At 72.4% G+C, this 22,881-nt stretch carries 21 protein-coding genes; 9 read left to right on the top strand and 12 right to left on the bottom strand.

The window, feature by feature from the left end; translation table 11 throughout:
* Positions 1-67: 67 nt before the first annotated feature.
* Positions 68-679: an RcpC/CpaB family pilus assembly protein gene (locus ACGFZF_RS23735; protein WP_393557055.1), complete on the top strand. Its 612-nt coding sequence runs from the start codon at positions 68-70 to the stop codon at positions 677-679.
* A gap of 111 nt (positions 680-790) precedes the next feature.
* Complete coding sequence (gene mscL / locus ACGFZF_RS23730; protein WP_393557300.1) at positions 791-1,336, top strand: large conductance mechanosensitive channel protein MscL; 546 nt, start codon at positions 791-793, stop codon at positions 1,334-1,336.
* 91 nt (positions 1,337-1,427) lie between these two features.
* Here mscL and ACGFZF_RS23725 read toward each other — a convergent pair whose 3' ends face one another.
* From ACGFZF_RS23725 to ACGFZF_RS23700, 6 genes are read right to left on the bottom strand one after another with little or no spacing between them, the layout of a single operon-like run.
* On the bottom strand, positions 1,428-1,640 hold the full coding sequence (locus ACGFZF_RS23725) for a hypothetical protein (protein WP_393557053.1): 213 nt from the start codon (positions 1,638-1,640) through the stop codon (positions 1,428-1,430).
* Positions 1,641-1,682: 42 nt separating this feature from the next.
* The gene (locus ACGFZF_RS23720) at positions 1,683-2,177 is read right to left on the bottom strand and encodes a hypothetical protein (RefSeq protein ID WP_393557051.1); all 495 of its coding nucleotides are present in this window, start codon (positions 2,175-2,177) and stop codon (positions 1,683-1,685) included.
* On the bottom strand, positions 2,174-2,836 hold the full coding sequence (locus ACGFZF_RS23715; RefSeq protein WP_393557049.1) for a ubiquinol-cytochrome c reductase iron-sulfur subunit: 663 nt from the start codon (positions 2,834-2,836) through the stop codon (positions 2,174-2,176). Before ACGFZF_RS23715 ends, ACGFZF_RS23720 begins: the two co-directional genes overlap by 4 nt.
* Entirely contained in the window at positions 2,833-3,480 is a 648-nt protein-coding gene (locus tag ACGFZF_RS23710; RefSeq protein WP_393557047.1) for a 4Fe-4S dicluster domain-containing protein, read from the bottom strand. The genes ACGFZF_RS23715 and ACGFZF_RS23710 overlap by 4 nt, the downstream gene beginning before the upstream one ends.
* A 7-nt stretch (positions 3,481-3,487) precedes the next feature.
* Entirely contained in the window at positions 3,488-5,812 is a 2,325-nt protein-coding gene (locus ACGFZF_RS23705) for a molybdopterin oxidoreductase family protein (protein WP_393557045.1), read from the bottom strand.
* Entirely contained in the window at positions 5,809-6,855 is a 1,047-nt protein-coding gene (locus ACGFZF_RS23700) for an MFS transporter (RefSeq protein WP_393557298.1), read from the bottom strand. Before ACGFZF_RS23700 ends, ACGFZF_RS23705 begins: the two co-directional genes overlap by 4 nt.
* Before the next feature lie 404 nt (positions 6,856-7,259).
* On the opposite strand from ACGFZF_RS23700, the gene ACGFZF_RS23695 reads away from it, so the two are divergent.
* The 3 genes from ACGFZF_RS23695 (at position 7,260) to ACGFZF_RS23685 (ending at position 10,556) form a co-directional block, all read left to right on the top strand.
* Positions 7,260-8,426, top strand: coding sequence for a low temperature requirement protein A (locus ACGFZF_RS23695; protein WP_393557043.1), 1,167 nt, complete (start codon positions 7,260-7,262; stop codon positions 8,424-8,426).
* Positions 8,427-8,510: 84 nt separating this feature from the next.
* Positions 8,511-9,566, top strand: coding sequence for a P1 family peptidase (locus ACGFZF_RS23690; protein WP_393557041.1), 1,056 nt, complete (start codon positions 8,511-8,513; stop codon positions 9,564-9,566).
* Positions 9,567-9,779: 213 nt separating this feature from the next.
* On the top strand, positions 9,780-10,556 hold the full coding sequence (locus tag ACGFZF_RS23685) for a DUF6227 family protein (protein ID WP_393557039.1): 777 nt from the start codon (positions 9,780-9,782) through the stop codon (positions 10,554-10,556).
* Positions 10,557-10,616: 60 nt separating this feature from the next.
* Here the strand turns inward: ACGFZF_RS23685 and ACGFZF_RS23680 are convergent, their stop codons facing one another.
* Both ACGFZF_RS23680 and ACGFZF_RS23675 read right to left on the bottom strand, forming a co-directional pair.
* On the bottom strand, positions 10,617-12,170 hold the full coding sequence (locus ACGFZF_RS23680; protein ID WP_393557037.1) for a glycosyltransferase family 39 protein: 1,554 nt from the start codon (positions 12,168-12,170) through the stop codon (positions 10,617-10,619).
* A 9-nt stretch (positions 12,171-12,179) separates the two neighbouring features.
* Positions 12,180-13,265 (bottom strand): glycosyltransferase, encoded by a 1,086-nt coding sequence (locus tag ACGFZF_RS23675; RefSeq protein ID WP_393557035.1) that lies wholly within the window; start codon positions 13,263-13,265, stop codon positions 12,180-12,182.
* 277 nt (positions 13,266-13,542) lie between these two features.
* Here ACGFZF_RS23675 and ACGFZF_RS23670 point away from each other — a divergent pair, with 277 nt between their 5' ends.
* Positions 13,543-14,988 carry a hypothetical protein gene (locus ACGFZF_RS23670; protein WP_393557033.1) on the top strand — a complete coding sequence of 482 codons (1,446 nt, stop codon included), beginning with the start codon at positions 13,543-13,545 and terminating at the stop codon, positions 14,986-14,988.
* A 175-nt stretch (positions 14,989-15,163) separates the two neighbouring features.
* On the opposite strand, the gene ACGFZF_RS23665 is transcribed toward ACGFZF_RS23670, so the two are convergent.
* Positions 15,164-16,738, bottom strand: coding sequence for an MFS transporter (locus ACGFZF_RS23665; protein ID WP_393557031.1), 1,575 nt, complete (start codon positions 16,736-16,738; stop codon positions 15,164-15,166).
* Between the two features lie 62 nt (positions 16,739-16,800).
* On the opposite strand from ACGFZF_RS23665, the gene ACGFZF_RS23660 reads away from it, so the two are divergent.
* Positions 16,801-17,760, top strand: coding sequence for a helix-turn-helix transcriptional regulator (locus ACGFZF_RS23660; protein ID WP_393557029.1), 960 nt, complete (start codon positions 16,801-16,803; stop codon positions 17,758-17,760).
* 101 nt (positions 17,761-17,861) lie between these two features.
* Here ACGFZF_RS23660 and ACGFZF_RS23655 read toward each other — a convergent pair whose 3' ends face one another.
* A complete protein-coding gene (locus ACGFZF_RS23655) occupies positions 17,862-18,860 on the bottom strand; it encodes an RNA polymerase sigma factor RpoD/SigA (RefSeq protein ID WP_393557027.1) in 999 nt (332 codons plus the stop codon).
* 148 nt (positions 18,861-19,008) lie between these two features.
* On the opposite strand from ACGFZF_RS23655, the gene ACGFZF_RS23650 reads away from it, so the two are divergent.
* On the top strand, positions 19,009-19,539 hold the full coding sequence (locus ACGFZF_RS23650; RefSeq protein ID WP_393557025.1) for a GNAT family N-acetyltransferase: 531 nt from the start codon (positions 19,009-19,011) through the stop codon (positions 19,537-19,539).
* 37 nt (positions 19,540-19,576) lie between these two features.
* On the opposite strand, the gene ACGFZF_RS23645 is transcribed toward ACGFZF_RS23650, so the two are convergent.
* Positions 19,577-20,365 (bottom strand): dioxygenase, encoded by a 789-nt coding sequence (locus ACGFZF_RS23645; RefSeq protein ID WP_393557023.1) that lies wholly within the window; start codon positions 20,363-20,365, stop codon positions 19,577-19,579.
* A 116-nt stretch (positions 20,366-20,481) separates the two neighbouring features.
* On the opposite strand from ACGFZF_RS23645, the gene ACGFZF_RS23640 reads away from it, so the two are divergent.
* The gene (locus tag ACGFZF_RS23640; RefSeq protein WP_393557021.1) at positions 20,482-20,985 is read left to right on the top strand and encodes a MarR family winged helix-turn-helix transcriptional regulator; all 504 of its coding nucleotides are present in this window, start codon (positions 20,482-20,484) and stop codon (positions 20,983-20,985) included.
* Positions 20,986-21,236: 251 nt separating this feature from the next.
* On the opposite strand, the gene ACGFZF_RS23635 is transcribed toward ACGFZF_RS23640, so the two are convergent.
* Positions 21,237-22,769, bottom strand: a complete 1,533-nt coding sequence (locus ACGFZF_RS23635; RefSeq protein ID WP_393557019.1) for an MFS transporter — start codon at positions 22,767-22,769, stop codon at positions 21,237-21,239.
* Positions 22,770-22,881: the final 112 nt, after the last annotated feature.

Below are 22,881 nucleotides of genomic sequence, written 5' to 3'. Positions count from 1 at the left end.
GGGACGGTGGGTGCGGTTCTCCGGACGGTCCGGGGAAGCACCCGACGCCTGACAGGTGGTGGCCGCCATGACGACCTCGTTCTCCGTTCCTTCCCCTCCCCCGGCGCCCTGTTCGCTCTCCGCCGTGCCCGAGACCCGCGCGGTCCCGCGGTTCGAGCCGCTGCGGGTCCGGGGGCGCGGGCGGCTGCGGCCCGGGAGGGCGCTGCGGCGCGGGCGCCGGGCGCCGGCCGCGGTGCTGGCGCTGGCCTCGGCGGCCCTCGCGGTGAGTTCGGCGACCGGGGCGGGCGCGGGAGAGGTGTCCGCCGGGGCGCCGGGGCCGCACGCACCGCCCGCGCGGCAGAGGCCGACCGCCGTGCGGCTGGTGTCCGCCCCGGTGCGGATCGCCGACGCCGCGACGGTGCGGCTGCTGCGGCCCGGTGACCGGGTCGACGTGATCGCCGCGCCGGGCCGGACCTCCCTGGGCGGGGGCGGGGACGGCGAGGCGCGCGTCGTCGCGACCGGCGCCCGGGTGACCGGTGTCCCCCGCCCCGCCCGCACGGGCCCGGACGCCGGCGTCGGCGCGGACGGCGGGAGCGGTGGTGAACACGGGGCGCTGATCGTCCTGTCCGTCCCCCGGTCCGTGGCGACCGCCCTGGCCGGGGCGGGCATGACGTCCCGACTGGCGGTGGTCCTGTGCTGATTCGCACGGACAGCCTGCTCGGTAACCGGTACGTGTGTACGGATTGGACGCCCTCGTACCGGGCACGGCGTAATGGCAGCACCAACTGCACTTACGTCGAAAGGCATGCGGGTGACCCCGAAGAAGGAGAGCGTGCTGGCGGGCTTCAAGGCCTTCCTGATGCGCGGCAACGTGATCGACCTGGCGGTGGCGGTCGTCATCGGCGCGGCGTTCACGAACATCGTGAACGCGGTGGTCAGGGGCGTCATCAATCCGCTGGTCGGCGCCTTCGGGACCAAGGACCTGGAGAGCTACCGGTCCTGCATCAAGGGCCCGTGTGTGGTGGACAAGGCCGGGAACGTGGTCACCGGCATCCCGATCATGTGGGGCCTGGTGCTGAGCGCCATCCTCAGCTTCCTGATCACCGCGGCCGTCGTCTACTTCCTGATGGTCCTTCCCATGGCCAAGGTCCTGGCCAAGCGGGCGGCTCACGACAAGGCGAAGGAAGGCGTCCAGGAGACCCTGGAGATCAGCGAGCTGGAGGTGCTCAAGGAGATCCGCGACCTGCTGGTGGCGCAGCGCGGACCGGGCACGGGCGGCGGCACGGGTACCGGTACGAGTGGTGGCACGGGTCCGGGAGCGGGGACCGGCGGGACGGACGTGCCCGGCCGGCCGTAGGCGGCGTCTCCGTCGTCGACCTGCCGTCCGTCCCGCGCGAGGCTTCCTCCCACGGGGGCGACGTCTCCCGGCGGGCGGCCGGTGCGGGACGTCAGATGTGGTGCGGCGGCTTCTCGTCGAGGAAGCGCGCGAGGTCGGCGGCGCTGCCGCCGCCCGGAGACCGCTCACCCCACCCGCGGTCCGTATCGTCCGCGGACTGCTGGTCCAGCGGATCGTCGAAGATCAGTGCCGGCCTGGGTCGGGGATTCGGTTCGTCGTCGGACTGCTTCGCGTCTCGCGGGCCGTGGGCGGGGGCGGTGCTCATGCCTTCAGGGTACGCCCGGGGCACCGCCCCCGACCCGGACGATCAGCGGTCCTTCGGGTCGATGAGCCACAGGCCGAGCACGACCAGGAACGACAGGACGAGGAAGCCGGCGCCCCACCAGGCGGTGCCGGTGTCGCCGGCCATCCATTCGTCGACGACGACCGTGAGCCCCCACAGCTGGCCGATGACCACGGTCAGGGCGAGGGTCAGGCGGGCGGAGAGCTTCGAGGAGCGCTCCGGTTCCTGCTCGGTGCCGGCGCCCGGTCCCGGGCCGGTGTGGCGGACCCGGGGGTCGCCGTATCCGCTGGTGGCTCTGATCTGCGGATACCGCTCGTGCAGAGGACGGTTCAGACGGGGCTGGCCGCTGCCGGGGGTGTAGACGGGCCGCGGCGGAAGGCCCGTTCCGGTGGTCGCCGGGGCGGGGCCCGCCGGGGGCTGCGGGCCGGTGCCCCCAGGGGCGCCGGAGGGCCGGGACTGCTCGGGGTGCCGGGGGTCCTCGGGCCGCTCGGGGTCCCCGGGGAAGGGGCCGTCGGTCATGTCCGTTCCTTCCTCTCGCCCGTGCCGCCGGGCGAGGCCACCGGGCAGCCCAGTTGCTCGGCCAGGGCGGACCGGGTGCCCTCGAGCTGCCGGCACAGCCCGTCCTGCAGGCTCTCGCCGGAGCGGGTGGTGCCGATGGCCCAGACGCTGCCGTCGGTCTCCTCCACGAGGATCACCTTGGGCAGCGGCCGGGGCGGCGGGCCCGCGGTGACCTCGCCGGTGCGGGCGTCGAAGACGCCCTCGTGGCAGGGGCAGTACAGCTCGCCCTCGCTGCCCCGGTCCTTGCGCCAGAGCACCGCGCACGCGAGATGGGTGCAGACGGCCGAGTAGCCGGCCAGGGTGCCGTCCTCCAGCCGGACGGCGACCGCCCGGTCCTCCTCCTCCGGGTAGCGGAAGGCGAGGGACTCACCGGGCGCGAGGGAGTCGGCGATCTTCTTCGGCTCCAGCGGGCCGTCGCTGTCGCCGTGGCGGTGCAGGATGCCGGCGGCCACGCCGATGCCGCCGACGGCCAGTCCGCCGGAGACGGTGGCGACGATCCGCAGGTAGTCGCGACGGGTGGTCAGGGAGTCCGCGGCGATGCGGTCGTGGAGTGCCTCCCGGGCGGCGTCGGTCGGCCCGGGGCCGTCGGCGGGCGGCGGCGGCTGTTCCGTGACGCTCATCGGCCGTCCTCCTGCCGGCCGGCGGCCGGGGCGGGCGCCTGGGTGTCGCGCACGTCCACTCCGTTGATCTCGACGACGGGGAGGCCGCCGGGGACGGGCCACTGGACCTTGTCGGCGGGGACGACCATCGCCACTCCGGTGGTGACGGTGGTGGAGCCGAAGGTGAAGGAGTCGGCGACCTGGACGCCGGGGCGCTCGGCCTGGAGCTCCTCGAGCGTCCCGTAGAAGAGGGCGCCGGTGGGGCAGACGGTGGCGCACATCGGGGCGAGTCCGTAGGCGGTGCGGTCGTAGCAGAGGTTGCACTTCATCTGCAGCTTCGCCTGGAGGTCGATCTTCGGGACGCCGAAGGGGCAGGCGTTGACGCAGTTGGCGCAGCCGATGCAGCGGGTGGTGTCGGCCTGCTGCACCACGCCGTCGGCGGTGACCAGGATCGCGTCCGCCGGGCAGACCTCGGCGCACGGGGCGACGGGGTCCTCGCAGTGCATGCAGACCGTGGGAAGGGAGGCGACGGAGTGTCCCTCGTCGGGGTAGTCCAGATGGATCATCGACTTGCCGCGGTGCGAGTCGCACTCGCGGCAGGCGGAGACGCACGCCTGGCAGCCGATGCAACGCCCCGGGTCGATGAAGATCGTGCGGCCCATCATGAGCGCGTCAGCTCCTCTCCGCGGTGCCACGGCCCTGCGGGGCCGTGGGGGGAAGGGGGTCGGTGCGGGAGACCTGGGTCTCCGGGTAGGCCCGGTGCCCCGGGGCGGTGGGCGGCGCGGGGACCTCGTCGATCCGTTCGGCGGCCTCGATCCGGGCGGCGCACACCTTGTACTCGGGGATCTTGGACCGGGGGTCGAGTGCGTCGATGGTCAGGGCGTTGGCCGCCGTCGGGACGGGCCAGTGGTACGGCACGAAGACCGTGTCGGGACGGATGGCCTCGGTCACCAGAGCGGGGAAGACCTCGCTGCCGCGGCGGGTGACGACGCGGACGGGGTCGCCGTTGGTGAAGCCGTGCGAGGGGTGGACCTCGACCCAGGGGCGCGGGGTCTGTTCGACGAGGGCGCCGAGGCGGCGGGTCTGGTTGCCGGAGAGGAAGTGGGCGACGGTGCGGCCGGTGGTGAGCGAGAGGGGGTACTCCTCGCTGTACGGGTCCATGGGCGGGTGCCATTCGACGACCTGCATGTGGATCCTGCCGTCCGGGTGGTAGGTCCTTCCGTCCTCGAAGAGGCGGGGGGTGCCCGGATGGTCGGTGGAGGGGCAGGGCCAGGCGATGCCGCCGGTCTCCTCCAGGCGTTCGTAGGTGATGCCGTAGTAGTCGTTCACCGTTCCGGCGGAGGCGACGCGGAGCTCCTCGAACACGGAGCGGGAGTCGGGGAAGTCGAACTTGTCTCCGGCGCCGAGCCGCTTGGCCAGCTGGCAGATCACCCAGGTGTCCGTACGGACCCCGGCGGGCGGTTCCTGGGCCTTGTTGTGCTTGACCACGCGGGCCTCGGCGTTGGCCATGACGCCTTCGTCCTCGGCCCAGACGGTGACGGGGAAGACGACGTGCGCGTTCGCCGCGGTCTCGGAGAGGAAGAAGTCGAACTGTGCGTGGAACTCGGTGGCGTCGTACCCCTCCTTCACCGTGGCGTAGTTGGGGAGGGAGACGAAGGGGTTGTTGCAGATGCCGATGAGCCCGCGGATCTCGCGGCGCTGCATCTGCCAGACCATCTCCATCATGGAGGTGCCTGCGGGCGGGAGTTCAGCCTCGTCGATGCCCCAGATCTCGCAGATCTGGCGGCGGTGCTCGGGGTTCGTGATCGAGCGTCCGCCGGGCAGCAGGTCGGACTTCTGGCCGTGCTCGCGGCCTCCCTGGCCGTTGCCCTGGCCGGTGATGGTGCCGTAGCCGGCGCCCGGGCGGCCGATGTGCCCGGTCGCGGTGCAGAGGTTGATGATCGACAGGCAGTTCTCGACGCCCTGGGAGTGGTGCTCCACGCCCCGGGCGTGCCAGGCCATGGCCTTGTCCGCGCCGGCGAACATGCGGGCGACCTGCCGGATCTGCTCCTCGGGCACGCCGCAGATCTGCGCGGAGCGGGCGGGCGGATAGGCCTCGACGGTCTCCTTGACCGCGTCCCAGCCGGTGGCGTGGGCGGCGAGGTACGCCTCGTCGGCGAGGCCCTCGGCGACGACGACGTTCAGGACGGCGTTGAAGAAGGCGGAGTCGGTACCGGGCTTGAGCGCGACGTGGAGGTCGGCGGTGCGGGCGATCGCGGTCTCGCGCGGGTCGACGACGATCAGCGTGGCGCCCCGGTCCCGGGCCCCCCAGAGGTACTGCGTCATCACGGGGAAGCATTCGCCGACGTTGGATCCCGCGATCAGGAGGCAGTCGGTGAGGAGGATGTCGGAGAAGGGGTTGCCGGCCCGGTCGATGCCGAAGGCGAGCTTGTTGGCGCCGGCGGCCGAGACCATGCACAGCCGCCCGTTGTAGTCGACGTGCCGGGTCTTCAGCGCGACGCGGGCGAACTTGCCGACGAGGTACGTCTTCTCCGAATAGAGGCTGGCGCCGCCGAGCAGGCCGAAAGCGTCGGGGCCGTACTCGGTCTGGATGCGGCGGATCTCGGCGACGGTGAAGTCGAGGGCCTCCTCCCAGCTCGCCTCCCGGAAGGGCTCGTCGCGGTTGCGGCGCATGAGCGGGGCGGTGAGCCGGTCGGGGTGGTTGACCTGCTGGTAGGCGTTGATGCCCTTGGGGCAGAGCCGCATCCGGTTGATGTCGTGGTTGCGGGGTTCGACGCCGAAGACCTTGCCGGCGCGGTCGACGCGGAGGTACATCCCGCACTGGACCCCGCAGAAGCAGCAGTGGGTGGGGACGAGCGTCTCGCCGTTCTGGTCGGCGTGCCAGCGGTCGGCGGGGATGCCTCCGGCGTCGCGGAAGTTGCGGGTGCCGGGCGGGGCGAGCGAGGGGTCGAGCGGAGGCCGGCGTCCCGGCTCCCGCCCCAGGTGCTGCTGCGTCACTTGAAGCCCTTCTTGACGTGGGTGAGGTAGGCGTTGCCGCGCAGGACGCGTTTGCAGCGGGGGCAGTACTCGGCCCACTCGTCGAAGCCGAGGTCGAGGTCGCGCATGGTGCCCTGGAGGTTCTCGACGTAGGGGGCGGTGTCGATCGGTTCGTGGCAGCGGCGGCAGGCGAGGACCTGTTCGTCCTGGCGCCGGGAGGTGTACTTGAACAGCTGCATGCCGACGGCGGCGGGCCGCTGGACGATGTGGAAGAACTTCCCGAACGGGATGTAGATCAGGGTGAAGACCACCGAGACCATGTGCAGGATCGCCAGGAACTCGTAGCCGCCGCCGTGCAGGAAGATCGAGGAGAAGGTGAGGAGCAGCCCCGTCACCGCGATGACGATCAGGGCGATCAGCGGGACCAGGTCGTATGCGAACCGCTGGCCGGTGATGGCCCCGCGGTCCTTCATCCGGCGCCACAGGAAGTAGGAGGCGCCGGGGATGACGAGGACGGCGGCGATGTCGAGCCCGTGGAACATCAGCCAGCCCACGAAGTTCAGCGAGTCGAAGCCGAGGACCTTGATGCCCCAGATCCGCATCTCGTAGCCGGGCCCGGAGCCGGTGCCCGAGGTGAAGGTGAACCAGCCCCAGGTGAGCGGGAAGGTGATGAGCGCGGCCAGGATGCAGCCCCAGAAGATCAGCTGGTGGGCGGCCCAGCGGGCGTGCGAGCGGGCGCCGAGGAACTTCTGGAAGCCGAGGTAGGTGGCGATCATCTTCGGCAGCGCCGTGGGGGCGCTGCGGAAGTTCTCGGCCGAGAAGAAGGACCGCCAGCCCTGCTTGAAGAGCCGCCGGGCGCCGGGGGCGGAGATCCAGACCGTGTACCGGTACGCGATGCCGAAGGCGAGGAAGACGGTGGCGACGGCGTACGGGAGGAGCGCCGAGTCGAAGTCCCGGAGCAGCCGGCTGCCGAGGACGATCGCGAGGATCAGCAGCACGGAGACGGCGGTGCCGGTGAGGGCGGCCCGTCGGCGCACGGCGGCGAGGGTCTGGGCGTCGGGCACCGGGCCGGCCGCCGGAACGGTCTCGGACGCGGTCAGGGTCGCGGTCCCCGTGGTGGACGGCGCCGCGTCCGAGGAAGGCGGCACGTCCGGTGTGGAGGCCGCGTGCGGGGACGCGGTCGGGGGCGTGTTCGGGTCGGGCCGGCCCGGGGGCGGATCGGCGGGGCCCTGCGGTGGCTCGGTCACCCGGTCACCGTAGGGCGGTATGGGCCATTTCGCCCCGTTCGGCGGGGCGGGTGGGTGAGGCCGTCCCTCAGATGGCGTTCAGACCATGACCCCGGAAGACGGGCTCCCGGCGGCGCGGGACCTCGGCAGGCCCCTGACCGGCGGCGGGGACGGCCGCCGACGGCCGCGCCTCCGCGTGCCGTGGCCGCCGCGCCCCGCCGCGCTCTGGTGTTCTGGGGCGCATGACACAACCGTTCCTGCCCCTCACCGCGCGTTCCCGCGAAGAGTCGCACCGCGCCGCCACACCGCTCGAGCTCTTCTTCGACCTCTGCTTCGTCGTCGCCGTCGCCCAGGCGGGCGCCGAGCTCGTGCACGCCGTGGCCGAGGGCCATGCCGGCCAGGGGATCGCCGACTACGCGATGGTGTTCTTCGCGATCTGGTGGGCCTGGATGAACTTCACCTGGTTCGCCTCCGCCTACGACAACGACGACGTCCTCTACCGCGTCGTCACCCTCGTCCAGATCTCCGGTGTCCTCATCCTCGCCGCCGGCGTCTCGCGCGCCTTCGAGGAGCACGACTTCTTCGTCGTCTGGCTCGGCTACCTCGTGATGCGCCTCGCCCTCGCCTCCCAGTGGCTGCGCGCGGGCCACCACGCCGCCGGCCCCGCCGAGCGCGCCCTGTGTCACCGGTACGCGGGCGGGGTCGCCCTCTGCCAGATCGGCTGGACGGCCCTCCTGTTCGTGCCCGAGGCGGCCCGGCCCTGGGTCTTCCTCGTCATGGCGATCGCCGAGATGGCGGTGCCGGTGTACGCGGAGAAGGACGCCAACACCCACTGGCACCCGCACCACATCGCCGAGCGCTACGGCCTGTTCACCATCATCGTGCTGGGCGAGTCGATCGCCGCCTCGACCGTCGCCGTGAAGTCCGGTGTCAGCGAGAACGACGCCCTCGGCGAGCTTCTCCCGATCGCGGCCGGCGGCCTGCTCATCGTGTTCGCGGCGTGGTGGATCTACTTCGTCGTCCCCGCCCACGAGCGCCTCGCCTCCAACCGGCAGGGTTTCCTGTGGGGTTACGGCCACTACCTGATCTTCGCCTCGGCCGCGGCGATCGGCGCCGGCATCGAGATCGCCGTCGAGCAGGCCGTCGGCAAGGCCCACATCTCCACGCTCGCCGCCTCCGCGGCGGTGACGATCCCGACGGCGCTGTTCCTGCTCTGCGTGTGGATCCTGCACGCCCGCTACTACAAGGTCGGCATCGCCCAGCAGCTCGTCCTTCCGCTGTCGGCGCTGGCGATCCTGATGTGCTCGTTCGCGGGCCACTGGGCGGTGTTCGCGGCCGGTCTGGTCGCGGCGGCGACGGTGGCCGTCGGGGTGACGCTGAGCGCGAGCAACCCCGCCACGCGGGCGTAGGGGAGCACCTATGCCCCACGCCGGGGGAAGCCGGCACCCGCCCGGCCCGGGGCGCGGGGCCAACGGGCGTGGTACGCAGGGACCATGACGAAGCCATCCGCTCTGCACGACGCCCTCACCGACGTGTCCGGCCTGCGGGTCGGCCACGCGCGCGTGGAGGGGCCGAACGCCCTCAGCGGCACCACCGTCGTCCTGGCCCCGCGCGGCGGGGCGGTCGCGGCGGTGGACGTACGCGGCGGCGGCCCCGGCACCCGGGAGACCGACGCGCTCGACCCCCGCAACGTCGTCCAGCGCGTCGAGGCCGTGGTCCTGACCGGCGGCAGCGCGTACGGGCTGGAGTCCGCCGCCGGCGTGATGGCCTGGCTGGAGGAGCAGCACCGGGGCGTCCGGGTCGGGCCCGACCCCGCGCACGTCGTCCCGGTCGTGCCCGCCGCCTGTGTCTTCGACCTCGGCCGGGGCGGGGACTTCGGGGCCCGTCCGGACGCCGGGACGGGACGGGCCGCGGTGGAGGCGGCGGCCGCGAGCGAGGCGCACGCACCGGTGGGGACGGGTGCGGTCGGCGCGGGCACCGGAGCCGTCGTCGGGGGCCTCAAGGGCGGGGTCGGCACGGCGAGCACGGTCCTGGAGTCGGGCATCACCGTGGGCGCCCTCGTCGTCGTGAACGCGGTCGGCTCGGCGGTCGACCCGGAGACGGGCGTCCTCTACGGGGAGTACTTCCTCGGCGGGCCGCCGCACCGGCCGGAGGCCGCCGTGCACGAGGAGGCGCGGCGCCGGCTCGCCGAGGCCCGGGCCGCGAGCACCCCGCCGCCGCTGAACACCACCCTCGCGGTCGTCGCCACCGATGCCGCCCTCACCCGCGCCCAGGCCCAGAAGTTCGCGGGCACGGCGCACGACGGGATCGCCCGCGCCATCCGCCCCGTGCATCTGCTCAACGACGGGGACACCGTCTTCGCCCTCGCGACCGGGGAGCGGGAACTGCCGCCGGAGCAGGGACCGCTTGCGCTGAACGACGTCCTGGCGGCGGGCGCGGACCTGGTGACCCGGGCGATCGTGCGGGCGGTGCGCGCACCGGCGGAAGGGGTGGCGGGGCCGGGCGGGACCTTCCCCGCGTACCGCGAGCTGTACGGCGACGGCGCCTGAGGGGCCTCGCGTCACGGCGCCGCACCCGGCGATCGGGCCGCTCGACTCCCTTGCAGGTCAAGGGAGTTGAAAGATCCACGACCGATCCGGCCGTTACCGGCGGGAACTTCCCGCACGCGCCCTTCGTTTTGCCGAACCCCGGACACGGTGTCAGACCCAGGGGCTACGTTAAGCAAGCACCGAGTGACATGCGGCGACGGCCTGGAGACCCTCTTGAACGATCCGCAGGATCCTCACGATCCGTACGAGACGACCGAGACGCACCTTGAGCGGCTCCTCGGCAGGGCGCTCAACTCCTTCGATCTGCCCGACACCACGGTCGAGCGCCTGGAGTCGGCGCTCGCCCACTCCAGTGCGCTGTACTCCTCGCACCACAGCGCGTCGCTGCACCGCACGACCCACCGCCACACCTACCTCCTCGCCGACGGCACCGCGCTCAGCCTGTGGGAGCTGGTGCACAACTCGGGCCGGGACGGAGCCGAGCAGCACGAGCTGTACGCGGACGAGGGCGAGGCCCGTCTGGCCGCGTCCCGGCTGCCCGCCGGTCTCGATCCGGGCTGGGGCACGGACCGCTCGGAGGACCGGGACTCCGGCGAGGACGGAGACCTGGAACTGCTCGGCACGTTGCTGTCCCGGTCGATACCGGCGCAGCCCCGGCCGTACGTCCCGGACAACTCCGCGGACCACGCGCGGCGGGTGCTGCGGCGCGCGGAGAACGCCGACCGGCCGGGCGAGGAGACCGCGCGCCGGCTGAGGGTGGCGTTCGCCCACCACATCACGCAGGCCTTCGGGCGGCAGTGCCCGGTGCGCAGCGGCCGGGACGCCGGATTCACCCTGTACGAGCACGCTTTCCTGCTCCTCGACGGGAGCGAGCTGAGCCTGTGGGAGGTCGAGCACACGGCGACCCCGGACGGCCGTCACATGTGCGAGGTGTACACCGACGAGCACGCGGCGCGGGAGGCGATGGAGCACCGGGCGCGGGTGCGCTGAGGGACCCGCCGGGTGCACGGGCGAGGGCCCCGGGAGGTCTCTTCCCGGGGCCCTCGCCCGTCAGGCCTTGCGTACCAGGAGCGCCACGGTCACGCCGGTCAGGCGCTCGGTGCCGGTCGCGGTGTAGCGCGCCCGCAGTGCCCGGGCCTGCGGTGCCGGGAGCGCGTCCAGCGGGTCCGGCTGGTTGCCGGCCACCACCAGCCAGATCCTGGCCTCGTTCCGCAGGCACACGGCCGGATCGGGGCACTCCGCAGACCACAGCTCGGCGCGGTCGGCGGCCGACGCGGCCAGGAACACGTCGCGGGGCCTGAGGTCGTCCGGCAGGTAGAAGCGGACGCCGACGTCGAGCAGGCGCCAGTAGTCCTCGCCCCGGTCGTAGACGACCGCGTCCCCGGGGCGGTGGTACTTCCGGACGGTCGACGCGGCGCCCTCGTAGTCGACGCCGTGCCAGAAGTGCGCGTAGGGGCGGCGCAGTGCCTGCTGCTCGGGGAGGGTGAGCAGGGCGAGGGCCACCAGACCCGCCGCGACGACCCCGCGGGCCCGGGCGGCGCACAGCCCCGCCCCGGCCAGGACGGCGCAGGCGGGCAGGGTGAACAGCAGGTACCGGTGGAAGAAGTACGAGACGTCGCCGTGCGAGACCGCCCACAGCAGCAGCGGCGGCAGCACGGCCAGGGCCGAGGCGGTGAGGAGCGGGCCCCGGGTCGCCGGACGGCGCTCGCCCCAGGCCAGTACGGCGGCCGTGGTCACCGCGCCGGCGGCCAGCGCCGAGCCGTACAGCTGCGGCCAGAGTCCGAGCAGGCTCCACAGGTCGGGGCGGGGGATCCAGGAGATCTGGCGGCCGGCCTGCGCCCGGCCGAGGAGGGCGACGGGGGCCGCGGCGGCCACCCCGGCGGCGACCGCGAGGACGAAGCGCCCGAGGACCGGCCGCTCCTCCCGCGCCTTGAGGGCCACGGCGACCAGATGCCCGGCCAGGGCGGTGAGCGCCACCAGGTGGAGCAGACCGACCGCCGCCACGCACAGGGCGTAGACGGCCCAGCGTCCGGCGGCGCGCGGCCGTTCCAGTGCGCGCAGCAGCGTCAGCGTGGCGAGGGCGACGGCCAGGACGACGAGGGCGTACGGCCGGGCCTCGTGGCCGTAGCGGGTCACGGCGGGGACGAGCGCGAGGAGCAGGCCGGCGGCCAGTCCGGCGCGGCGGCCGAACAGCCGCTGCCCGATCAGCGCCGTGCAGGCTGCGGCGCCGGTCAGGGCGAACGCGGACGGCAGCCGCAGGGCGGTGGCGGAGTCGCCGAAGACACCCATCCAGCCGTGGAGCAGCAGGTAGTAGGCGCCGAGGACGGCGTCCACGTGCCGGAGGGCGTCCAGGAGCTGCCCGGTGGAGCGCCCGGCCATGTCCCAGGTGTTGAGCTCGTCCTCCCACAGCTGGGGGCTGCCGATCCCGTACAGGGTCAGCGCGAGCGCGAGCAGCGTCGGCCACAGCCAGACGCCGGGCCCGGCCCGGCCGTCGCGTGCGCCGCCCGGGCGGCCGGCGGACGGCCGCGGCTCCCGGACCGGCGTCGCGACGGCCACGGAGGCCGGGGACGGAGAGGAGGGGGTCGACGGTGAGGGGGTTCCCATGACGGGCGCTCAGTCCCTCGCCGGCACGGCCGCGGCGCCGGCCGCGTGCGGGATCGAGGCCAGGCGCCGGACGGCGAACTCCCGGTTGGAGCGGGTCTGCTCGCGGTACGACTCCGGCAGGTCCGGCATCGCCAGCAGGCGGTCGCAGGCGGCGAGCGAACCCGCGTGGTCCCCGACCCAGTAGGCCGTGATCGAGAACTCGAACAGCAGCCCCCAGCGGTACACCCAGGGCTGCATGAAGAGCAGGTCGTCCGGCTGCTCCCGGTCCAGGACGGTGGCGACCAGGGCGTGGGCGGTGTGGTGGCGGCTCATCGTGCGCAGCCGCGCGGCCAGCTCGTAGCAGGCCTCGAGGCGCTGCGGGCGGGACTCCCAGGCGCGGGTGAAGGCGTCCATCGCGCCGGGCCAGTCGTCGGAGTCGGACTTGAGGATGCCGCACTGGAGCAGGGCGTAGTAGACCTCCTCTCCCCAGCCCCCCATGCGGGCGCGGCGCTCGTAGAGGTCGATCGCCTCGGCGGTGCGGCCCATGTCCCGCATGGTCTGGGCGAGGTAGAAGACGGTGCGGGTGTTCGCGGGGTCGCGGTCGAGTTCGGCGCTCAGCAGCCGGGCGTCGCGTTCGAACTTGTCGTGGCGCGAGCCGCCGTCGGCGAAGTGCTCGATGACGAGCGCGTCGAGGTTCTCCTGGGCGTGGTGCCGGTCCGCGGTGAGGTACTCGTGGGTGACACCCTCGTACCGCCAGGGGATGTCGCCCTTGACCAGGCGTTTGATGCGGTACTCCATGGTGCCCGCGTGCCGCAGCATGTAGGAGTCCGCGGTCAGCTCGGGCAGCGGCCCGGCCCGCCGGATCACGTGGTCGGCGTCGAGGAGCAGCAGGTAGTCGGCCTTGCCGCGGGCGTGGGCGATGTTCAGGCTCCGGTTGTGCCCGAAGTTCACCCAGGGCTCCTCGTGCAGCTCTCCGGGGATGCCGTCGAGTGCCTTGCGGATGAGTTCCTGGGTGCCGTCGGTGGAACCCGTGTCGGAGATGACCCAGGTGTCCACCAGGTCACGTACGGAGGTGAGGCAGCGTTCGATGACGGCCGCCTCGTTCTTGACGATCATGCACAAGCAGAAGGATGGCTTCACGGCAACACCACTTCCGGTGGGGAGGTCGGGGGCGACCTTATGCAGGGGATGCGGAACCCCGGTGACGGCACGCCGTGAGCCGGAACAGAATTCGCTGATGCGCAGGCACCCATTGGTATTTCCCTCCTAGGCCAAGGTGTTGAGAGTGCGCTGGAACCTTCAAGGCTTTGCATCCGCGATCCGATGATCCGATTAGGAAGCTCGAAACCCGCTTCCGGGACATCATTCGAATCGGTTGAAGAAGGAGCAGTGCATGAGTCCTGATATCAGGACGAGGTCCTCGCTGGGCCCCCTCCCCAAACGCCGCGCCTGGCTCAACGGCGGCGCGCTCGCCTCGATCGCGCTCGTCATCACGGGATTCGCGAGCCCGGCGGCCGTCGCCACCGGAACGGCCGGCCCTGCCGGCCCGGCGCAGAGCATGGGGGCACGGCCCTCCGGCACGGACACGTCGGGCCCGCCGCACGGCGGCGAGTGCGACGACCACGGCCGCCCGCACCACGAGGACCATGGCCGACCGCCGCACGAGGAGCACGGTCAGCACCACAACGGATACCCCGGTGCACGCGACTCCGGCGGGGCGCCCCAGGAGGACGCCCTCCAGAGCTTCCTGGACCAGCAGATGCAGCAGTTCGCCGGGGACTCGGGCCGCTATGTGCGGTCGGTGTCCGGCGGGCACGACGAGTGCAAGGTGGGTCCGACGGGTCCGACGGGTCCCACCGGCCCGACGGGCCCGACCGGCCCGACCGGCGACACCGGTGACACCGGTGACACCGGCCCGACCGGCGACACGGGTGACACGGGTCCGACCGGCGACACGGGTGACACCGGAGCCACCGGCGACACGGGTCCGACCGGCGACACCGGCCCGACCGGTCCGACCGGCGACACCGGCCCCACCGGCGACACGGGACCGACCGGCGACACCGGTTACACGGGCGCGACGGGTGACACCGGCCCGACCGGCGACACCGGCGACACGGGACCGACCGGCGACACCGGCCCGACCGGTCCGACCGGCGACACCGGCCCCACCGGTGACACGGGACCGACCGGCGACACCGGTTACACGGGCGCGACGGGTGACACCGGCCCGACCGGTGACACCGGCGACACGGGACCGACCGGCGACACCGGCCCGACCGGTCCGACCGGCGACACCGGCCCCACCGGTGACACGGGACCGACCGGCCCCACGGGTGACACCGGCCCGACCGGCGACACAGGTCCTACCGGCGACACGGGTGCGACGGGTGCGACCGGAGCCACGGGTGCGACCGGCCCCTGCTCCGACATCGACACCTTCAGCAATTCGGCCAGCGAGGACTTCCAGGCCGCACTCACCGGCGGGAAGGCCTTCGTCGGCAAGGCCGCCACGCTGGGCGGAGCGATCACCTGGCAGGACCTCACCAACACCGTCGCGACCATGACGGACCCGGCCAACCCGGACTACCCGGCGAACGCCTGTGGCATCGCCATCGAGGCGCGGGGCAATGCCGCCTACGTCAAGGTGGTCACCACGACCGGCACGGTCTGGCAGACGGTGGGCAACCTCGCCAGCGGGGGCTTCGTCTGGAACCAGGGCTGGGTCCAGCAGGCCACGCCGACTCCGGCCGCCCTCCGCGCCTTCAAGCGCAGCATGGACTCGGTGGCGGCCCCGCATCACGCGCCGAAGGGCCTGAAGGGGATCAAGCGCCCCTGACGGAGCACTAGTCGGTGAACACGGCGGAACGGTGCGCTCCGTCAGGAACGCACCACCCCCGTCCGGCCGTTCTGCCTCGATCGCGACGAGGCAGAACGGGGAAGGGCCCTGGGGCATGCCCCAGGGCCCTTCCGTCATGCCACGAGCGCCGTCGCCGCCTCAGGCCTTCACCGCGTCAGTGGGTCAGCACCGGCTCGTCCTGCTTCCCCTCGGTCTCGTCGGCCGGCTTGCCGCCCGCCTCGGCTCCGCGGGTCGGGTCGGGTGCGTCAGCGATGCCGGCGTCGCCGGCCTCGTCCACCGCGCCCTCCACGTGCTGCTTCGGCTTCGCCGGCAGCGCGAACATCACCAGGAAGATCACGGCGAGTACCGCCGCCACCCACCACAGCGAGCTGCGGAAGGCGTCCGTGAACGCCGTCCCCACCTCCTGCGGGGCCTTGGCCAGCCGCTCGTCGTCGATCACGCCGAAGAAGACCACCGACACGAGCCCGAGCCCGAGCGCGTTGCCCATCTGGCCGGTCGTGTTGATCAGTCCGGAGGCCGAGCCGGCGTGCTCGCGCGGCACCTCCGAAAGCACGGCGTCGGTCAGCGGGGCCACGATCAGGCCCATGCCCAGACCCATGACGACCAGCGGCGGGATCATCTGCCAGGAGTGGATTCCGGTCCCGTACCGTCCGGCCTCCCAGAGGTAGAGCAGCACACCGGCGACCATCGTCAGGGCGCCGGCCTGCAGCACCTTGCGCCCGAAGCGCGGGACCAGCTTCTGCACCGACATGCCGGCCGCCACCGAGACGGCGATCGAGAACGGCACACCGGTCAGACCGGCCTTGAGCGGGGTCCAGCCGAGCCCGATCTGCATGTACAGCGTCCAGACCAGGAAGAAGATGCCCAGCACGACACCGAAGGTCAGCTGCACCGCGATACCGGCGGCGAAGCTCTTCACCTTGAACAGCGACAGCTCGACCAGCGGCGAACCGTCCTTCTTCGTCTTGTACTTCTCGTACGCGACGAGGGCGGCGAAGACGAGGAGGCTGCCCGCCATGCAGAGGTGACCCCACAGCGGCCAGTCCAGCTCACGGCCGCGCGTCAGCGGGTAGACCAGCATCAGCAGCGCCAGCGTCACGAGCAGGACGCCGACCAGGTCGAGCCGGAGCGCCTTGGGCGCCTTGGACTCGGTGATGAACTTGCTGCCCAGGATCAGGCCCGCGATGCCGACCGGCAGGTTGATCAGGAAGATCGGGCGCCACTCCATGCCGAAGAGGTTCCACTGCGTGAGCAGCGCGCCGAGCAGCGGTCCGGAGACCGCGCCGAGCCCGATGATCGCGCCGAACATGCCGAAGACCTTGCCGCGCTCGTGCGCGGGGAAGGTGACGTGGATGATCGACAGGACCTGCGGGACCATCATCGCGGCGGCCGCGCCCTGGAGGAGGCGGGAGGCGACGAGCATCTCCGGGTCGGCGGCGAAGCCGCAGAGCGCCGAGGCGAGGGTGAAGCCGGCGGTGCCGAGCAGGAAGAGGCGCTTGCGGCCGTAGATGTCACCGAGCCGGCCGCCCGTGATCAGACCGGCGGCGAACGCGAGGGCGTAGCCGGCGGTGATCCACTGAATGGCTCCGAACGAGGCGCCGAGGTCGCGCTCGATGCTGGGGATCGCGATGTTGACGATCGTGGCGTCGACCAGATCCATGAAGGCGGCGGTCATGACGATGGCGAGGGCGATCCAGCGCCTTCGATCGGTGGCTTCGTGTGCACTCATACGATGAAGATAGAGGCCATATAGGTCAGCTGATGTCCTAGATGGACCGCACCCTGGAGGGCATGACGGACACTCCGGCACGACTTCTGAATCTGCTGTCCCTGCTGCAGACACCGCGGGAATGGCCGGGCAGTGAGCTGGCGGCGCGGCTCTCGGTCTCGGCCCGGACGATCCGGCGCGACGTGGACCGGCTGCGGGAGCTCGGCTACCCGGTCGAGGCGACGAAGGGCGCGGTCGGCGGGTACCGCCTGGTCGCGGGCACGGCGATGCCGCCGCTGGTCCTCGACGACGAGGAGGCGGTCGCGATCGCGGTGGGGCTGCGGGCGGGCGCCGGGCACGCGATCGAGGGCGTGGAGGAGGCGTCGGTCCGGGCGCTGGCGAAGCTGGAACAGGTGCTGCCGTCACGGCTGCGGCGCCGGGTCTCCACCCTCCAGAACGCGACGATCCCGCTGACCCGCGGCGACGGCGCGACGGTCGCGCCGCAGACCCTGACGACGCTGGCGGGGGCGGTGACCGGGCAGGAACGGCTGCGGTTCGGCTACCGGGCGGGGGACGGCACGGAGAGCCGGCGCCTGGTGGAGCCGTACCGGCTCGTGTCGACCGGGATGCGCTGGTACCTCGTGGCGTACGACATGGAACGCGAGGACTGGCGGACGTTCCGGGTGGACCGGGTGAGCGAGCCGTTCGCGACGGGCGCGCGGTTCAGCCCGCGGGAGCTGCCGGCCGGGGGCGCGGTCGCCTACATGTCCCGTTCGATGGCGCGGGCCACCGCCGAGCTGGACCTCGACGTCGAGTTCGAGGCACCGGCCGAGTTCGTGACCGCCCGGCTCCCCGCGCACCTCGCGCCGGAGGCGACCGGGCCGGGGACCTGTCGACTGCGCACCCGTTCCGCGGACTCGCTGGAATGGGTCGCCGTCCGGCTGGCGCTGGTCGACTGCCCCTTCAGGATCCATGCGCCGGATCCCCTGATCGCCTACGTCCGGGCGCTCTCGGCCCGGCTGGGCGCGGCGGCCTCCACCTGACGGACGGCGGAAGGGGCGCGCCCGGGGAACGAACCCCGTGCGCGCCCCTGCGCCCTGTTCCCCTCGATCCGCAGCCTCCGGCGGACGACCGCGGACGCCCCTCAGGCGACCGCGTCGAAGCCGGTGTCCCGCGCCATCTTCTTCAGTTCCAGCAGCGCGTGCTTCTCGATCTGGCGGATGCGCTCGCGCGTCAGGCCGTGCTCCTTGCCCACCTCCGTGAGGGTCCGCTCCCGGCCGTCCTCGATGCCGTACCGCATCCGGATGATCGACGCCGTGCGGTGGTCCAGCTTGTCGATCAGGTCGTCGAGCTCCTCGCTGCGCAGCAGCGTCAGGACGGACTGCTCGGGCGACACCGCCGACGTGTCCTCCAGCAGGTCGCCGAACTGCGTCTCACCCTGGTCGTCGACCGACATGTTCAGCGAGACCGGGTCGCGCGCCCAGTCCAGGACGTCCACCACCCGCTCCGGCTTCGTGTCCAGCTCGGCGGCGATCTCCGCGGGCTCGGGCTCACGGCCGTTCTCGCGGTTGAACTCGCGCTGGACCCGGCGGATCCGGCCGAGCTCCTCCACGAGGTGGACGGGGAGCCGGATGGTGCGGGACTGGTCGGCTATGGACCGCGTGATGGCCTGGCGGATCCACCACGTGGCGTACGTGGAGAACTTGAAGCCCTTGGCGTAGTCGAACTTCTCGACCGCGCGCACCAGGCCGGCGTTCCCCTCCTGGATCAGGTCGAGCAGCGGCAGGCCGCTGCGCGGGTAGCGCCGGGCGACCGCGACGACGAGCCGCAGGTTGGACTTGATGAAGACGTCCTTGGCCCGCTCGCTCTCGGCGACCAGCGCCTCCAGCTCCTCGCGGGTCGCGCCGCCCGCCTCGCTGTCCACCTCGCCGTCCAGGATCTGCCGGGCGTACACGCCGGCCTCGATGGTCTGCGAGAGCTCGACCTCCTTGGCGGCGTCGAGCAGGGGGGTGCGCGCGATCTCGTCGAGGTACATGCCGACCAGGTCGCGGTCGGCGATCTCCCCGCCCACGGCGCGAACGCTGCTTGCCCGGCTGCTTCCGCCACTGGCGGACGAACGACGGGCGACGGCACGGGTTGCCATGCGAGCTCCCTTACTGAGTAGGTCGCGACACCCTTTCGGGTGCCCTGCATCCGACGGAAACAACGACTGGAATCAGGACAGAATTCCCACACGACGCATTGATTTTCGCGATCATGCAGTACCCTGTGCCGCCATCGAGGGGGGTCACATGTCGGCGGATGCCACAGACGTGCAGGTCAGAGCGGGCGCGGAGGGTGACCTGGCGTCGCTGACCGAGCTGTACAACCACTATGTCCGTGAGACCGCGATCACATTCGACACCGTGCCCTTCACCGCGGAGCAGCGACTTCCCTGGCTCCGCTCCCACCCTGAAGACGGCCCGCACCGCCTCCTGGTTGCCCGGGACGCCGCCGAGGGGGCACCGGACCGGGTCCTCGGCTACGCGACCAGCAGCCCGTTCCGCCCCAAGCCCGCCTACTCCACGTCCGTGGAGGTGAGCGTGTACCTGACCCCGCACGCCGCCGGCCGGGGCATCGGCACGCTGTTGTACGAGCGGCTCTTCGCGGCCCTCGCCACCGAGGACGTCCACCGCGTCTACGCCGGCATCGCCCTGCCCAACGAGGCGTCGGTCCGTCTCCACGCCCGCTTCGGCTTCCGTCACATCGGCACGTACGGCGAGGTCGGTCGGAAGTTCGGCCGCTACTGGGACGTGGCCTGGTACGAGAAGCGGCTGGCATAGGACCGACGGGCCCGGCCGGTGACGCGGGTTCCGCGGGTCAGCCGAACTGGACCGAGCGCTTCGCCAGCCCCATCCAGAAGCCGTCGATCACGCTCCGCCCGCCGTCCAGGTCCCCGGCCGCCTCCGCCGCGCCGAGCGTCACGAACAGCGGCGCGAAGTGCTCGGTGCGCGGGTGGGCGAGCCGGCCGGCGGGCGACTTGTGCTCGAAGTCGAGGAGCGCGTCCACGTCCCGCTCCCGCAGGGCCCGGTCGCCCCAGTCGTCGAACTCGGCGGACCAGCCCGGGACGCCGCCGCCCGGGTGCCGCAGCGCGGCCAGGTTGTGGGTGAAGAAGCCGCTGCCCACGATCAGCACGCCTTCGTCCCGCAGCGGTGCGAGCCGCCGGCCGATGTCCATCAGCCGCTGGGGGTCGAGGGTGGGCATGGAGATCTGCAGGACGGGGATGTCGGCACCGGGGAACATTTCGACCAGCGGCACGTACGCGCCGTGGTCCAGCCCCCGGTCGGGGATGTCCTGGACGGGCGTGCCGGGCGCCTGGAGCAGTTTGCGCACGGAGGCGGCGAGCCCGGGCGCGCCCGGGGCCGCGTACTGGACGCGGTAGTAGTGCTCGGGGAAGCCCCAGAAGTCGTAGACAAGCGGCACGGTCTCGACCGCGCCGAGCGCGAGCGGGGCCTCCTCCCAGTGGGCGGAGACCATCAGGATGGCCTTGGGGCGGGGCAGCCCGGCGGACCAGGCGGCCAGCTCGCCGGGCCAGACCGGGTCGTCGGCGAGCGGCGGCGCACCGTGCGAGAGGTAGAGGGCGGGCATCCGTTCCAGCGTGGCGTCCATGACGACCGCCTCCGTTCCGGGTCCGAGGAAGTTCTTTGAAAGTTCAAGCTCTGCGCTCGCGCCGAGCTTAACCCCGATGTAGTTCAACTTTCAAGGATGGGTCGTACGATGGATACATGACCACGGCATCCACTGAAGGGCCCCGCTGGCTCAGCGACGAGGAACAGCACGTCTGGCGTGCCTACCTCCACGCCACCACCCTCCTCGAGGACCATCTCGACCGCCAGCTGCAGCGCGACGCCGGGATGCCCCACATCTACTACGGCCTGCTCGTACAGCTCTCCCAGGCGCCCCGCCGGCGGTTGCGGATGACAGAGCTGGCCAAGGACGCGAAGATCACCCGCTCCCGTCTCTCGCACGCCGTCGCCCGGCTGGAGAGGAACGGCTGGGTGGTGCGCGAGGACTGCCCTTCCGACAAGCGGGGCCAGTTCGCGCGGCTGACGGACGACGGCTTCGCCGTGCTGGAACGGACCGCGCCGGGACATGTGTCGGCCGTCCGGCAGGCCATGTTCGACCGGCTCACGCCCGAGCAGGTGCGGCAGCTCGGCGAGATCATGAAGGTGATGGCGGAGGGCCTCCAGCCGACGGGCCCGAACGCGGACCTGCCCTGGCTGCGCTGAGCCGAAGCCCGATCGGGCCCGGCGGCCGGTGACCCGCGCCCGGCGACCGGGGCCGGAAAGCGCCTCGCGTGCGCCACGGGCCCTCGGCTCGTGACGCACGCGAGATCGACGTGCCGTGCGGTGACCCGACGGCGGAACCGGCAACCGGTCCGCCGCCGGAACGACCGCGGGACCGGCGGCGTCGGCCGTCCGGTCCCGCGGCGGGTTCTCAGCGCCCGCAGGTGATCAGCACCCGTGGCTCCCCCGCGTCGTCAGTGCGCGACGACCGGGATCTTCACCTCGTCCTCGACACCGTCGCCGGACCCGGCCACGACGCCCGAGCCGGGCTTCCCGGTGGTGATGAGGGCGACGGCGATCGAGGCCGAGACGACCAGGATGCCGACGGCCCACCAGATGGCCGCCGAGTAGCCCTCGACCATGCCCTGGAGCTGGAGCAGCTTCTGGGCGCCGGGGGTGGTGGCACCGGCCGCGTGGTCGGCGATGTACGCGGTCGTGGCCGAGGCCGCGATCGTGTTCAGCAGCGCCGTGCCGATGGCGCCGCCGACCTGCTGCGAGGTGTTGACCATCGCGGAGGCCACACCGGCGTCCCGCGGGTCCACGCCGTGCGTCGCGAGCGACATCGCCGGCATGAAGGCCGTACCCATGCCGAGGCCGAGCAGCAGCTGCGCGGGCAGGATCAGCCCGGCGTACGAGGAGCCGATCTCCAGCTGGGTGAGCAGCAGCATCCCGACGGCGGCCGTCAGGAAGCCGGGGCCCATCAGCCAGCGCGGGGGCACCCGGGTCATCAGGCGCGTACCGATCTGGGTGGAACCGGTGATCATGCCCGCGATCATCGGGAGGAACGCGAAGCCCGTCTTGACCGGCGAGTACCCCTTCACGACCTGCAGGTAGTAGGTGAGGAAGAGGAAGAGGCCGAACATCGCGATGACGGCGAGACCGAGGGAGAGGTAGACACCGCCGCGGTTGCGTTCGGTCAGGACGCGCAGGGGCAGCAGCGGGGACTTGACCCGGGACTCGGTGATCACGAAGGCGAGCAGCAGCACGGCCGAGGCGACGAAGAGCCCGATCGTGGTGACGTCCGACCAGCCCTCGGACTCGGCGCGGGTGAAGCCGTAGACGAGGGACACCAGGCCCAGGGTGGACAGGATGACGCCGGGGATGTCGAGCGCCGAGCGGTTGCGGCCGCCGGCCGGCTCACGGATCACGAAGTACGCGCCGGCGGCGGCGACGATCGCGAACGGGATGTTGACGAAGAAGGTCCAGCGCCAGTTCAGGTACTCGGTGAGGAAGCCGCCCAGGATCAGGCCGACGGCGCCGCCGCCACCGGCGATCGCGCCGTAGATGCCGAAGGCCTTGGCGCGCTCCTTGGCGTCGGTGAACATCACCGCGAGGAGCGAGAGCGCGGCGGGCGCGAGCAGCGCGCCGAAGGCGCCCTGGAGCGCACGGGCGCCGAGCATCATCGCCTCACCGGTCGCCGCGCCACCGAGGGCGGAGGCGGCGGCGAAGCCGATCAGGCCGACGACGAAGGTGCGCTTGCGGCCCCACAGGTCGGCGATGCGGCCGCCGAAGAGCAGCAGGCCGCCGAAGGCCAGGGCGTAGGCCGTGATGACCCACTGCCGGTTGCCGTCCGAGATCCCCAGGTCCTGCTGGGCGGAGGGCAGGGCGATGTTCACGATCGTCGCGTCGAGCACGACCATCAGCTGGGCGAGGGCGATGAAGACGAGGGCCTTCCACCGACTCGGGTCGGCCTGGACCGGCGGAGCGGTCGCGGAGATTTTCGACATGGGGGTAGCCACCTCTTGGTGCGTACAAGGAGAAAACGGGCTTACTGAGCGCGCGGGGCGCGAAGGTTCGGGGTCGGGCGCGGAAGTTCAGGAAGGGGGCGCGGGCCGGGCC

Origin of the sequence: Streptomyces sp. NPDC048338, assembly GCF_043201055.1 — a bacterium.
Lineage (GTDB): Bacteria > Actinomycetota > Actinomycetes > Streptomycetales > Streptomycetaceae > Streptomyces.
This window is presented reverse-complemented; position numbering and strand designations above follow the sequence as displayed.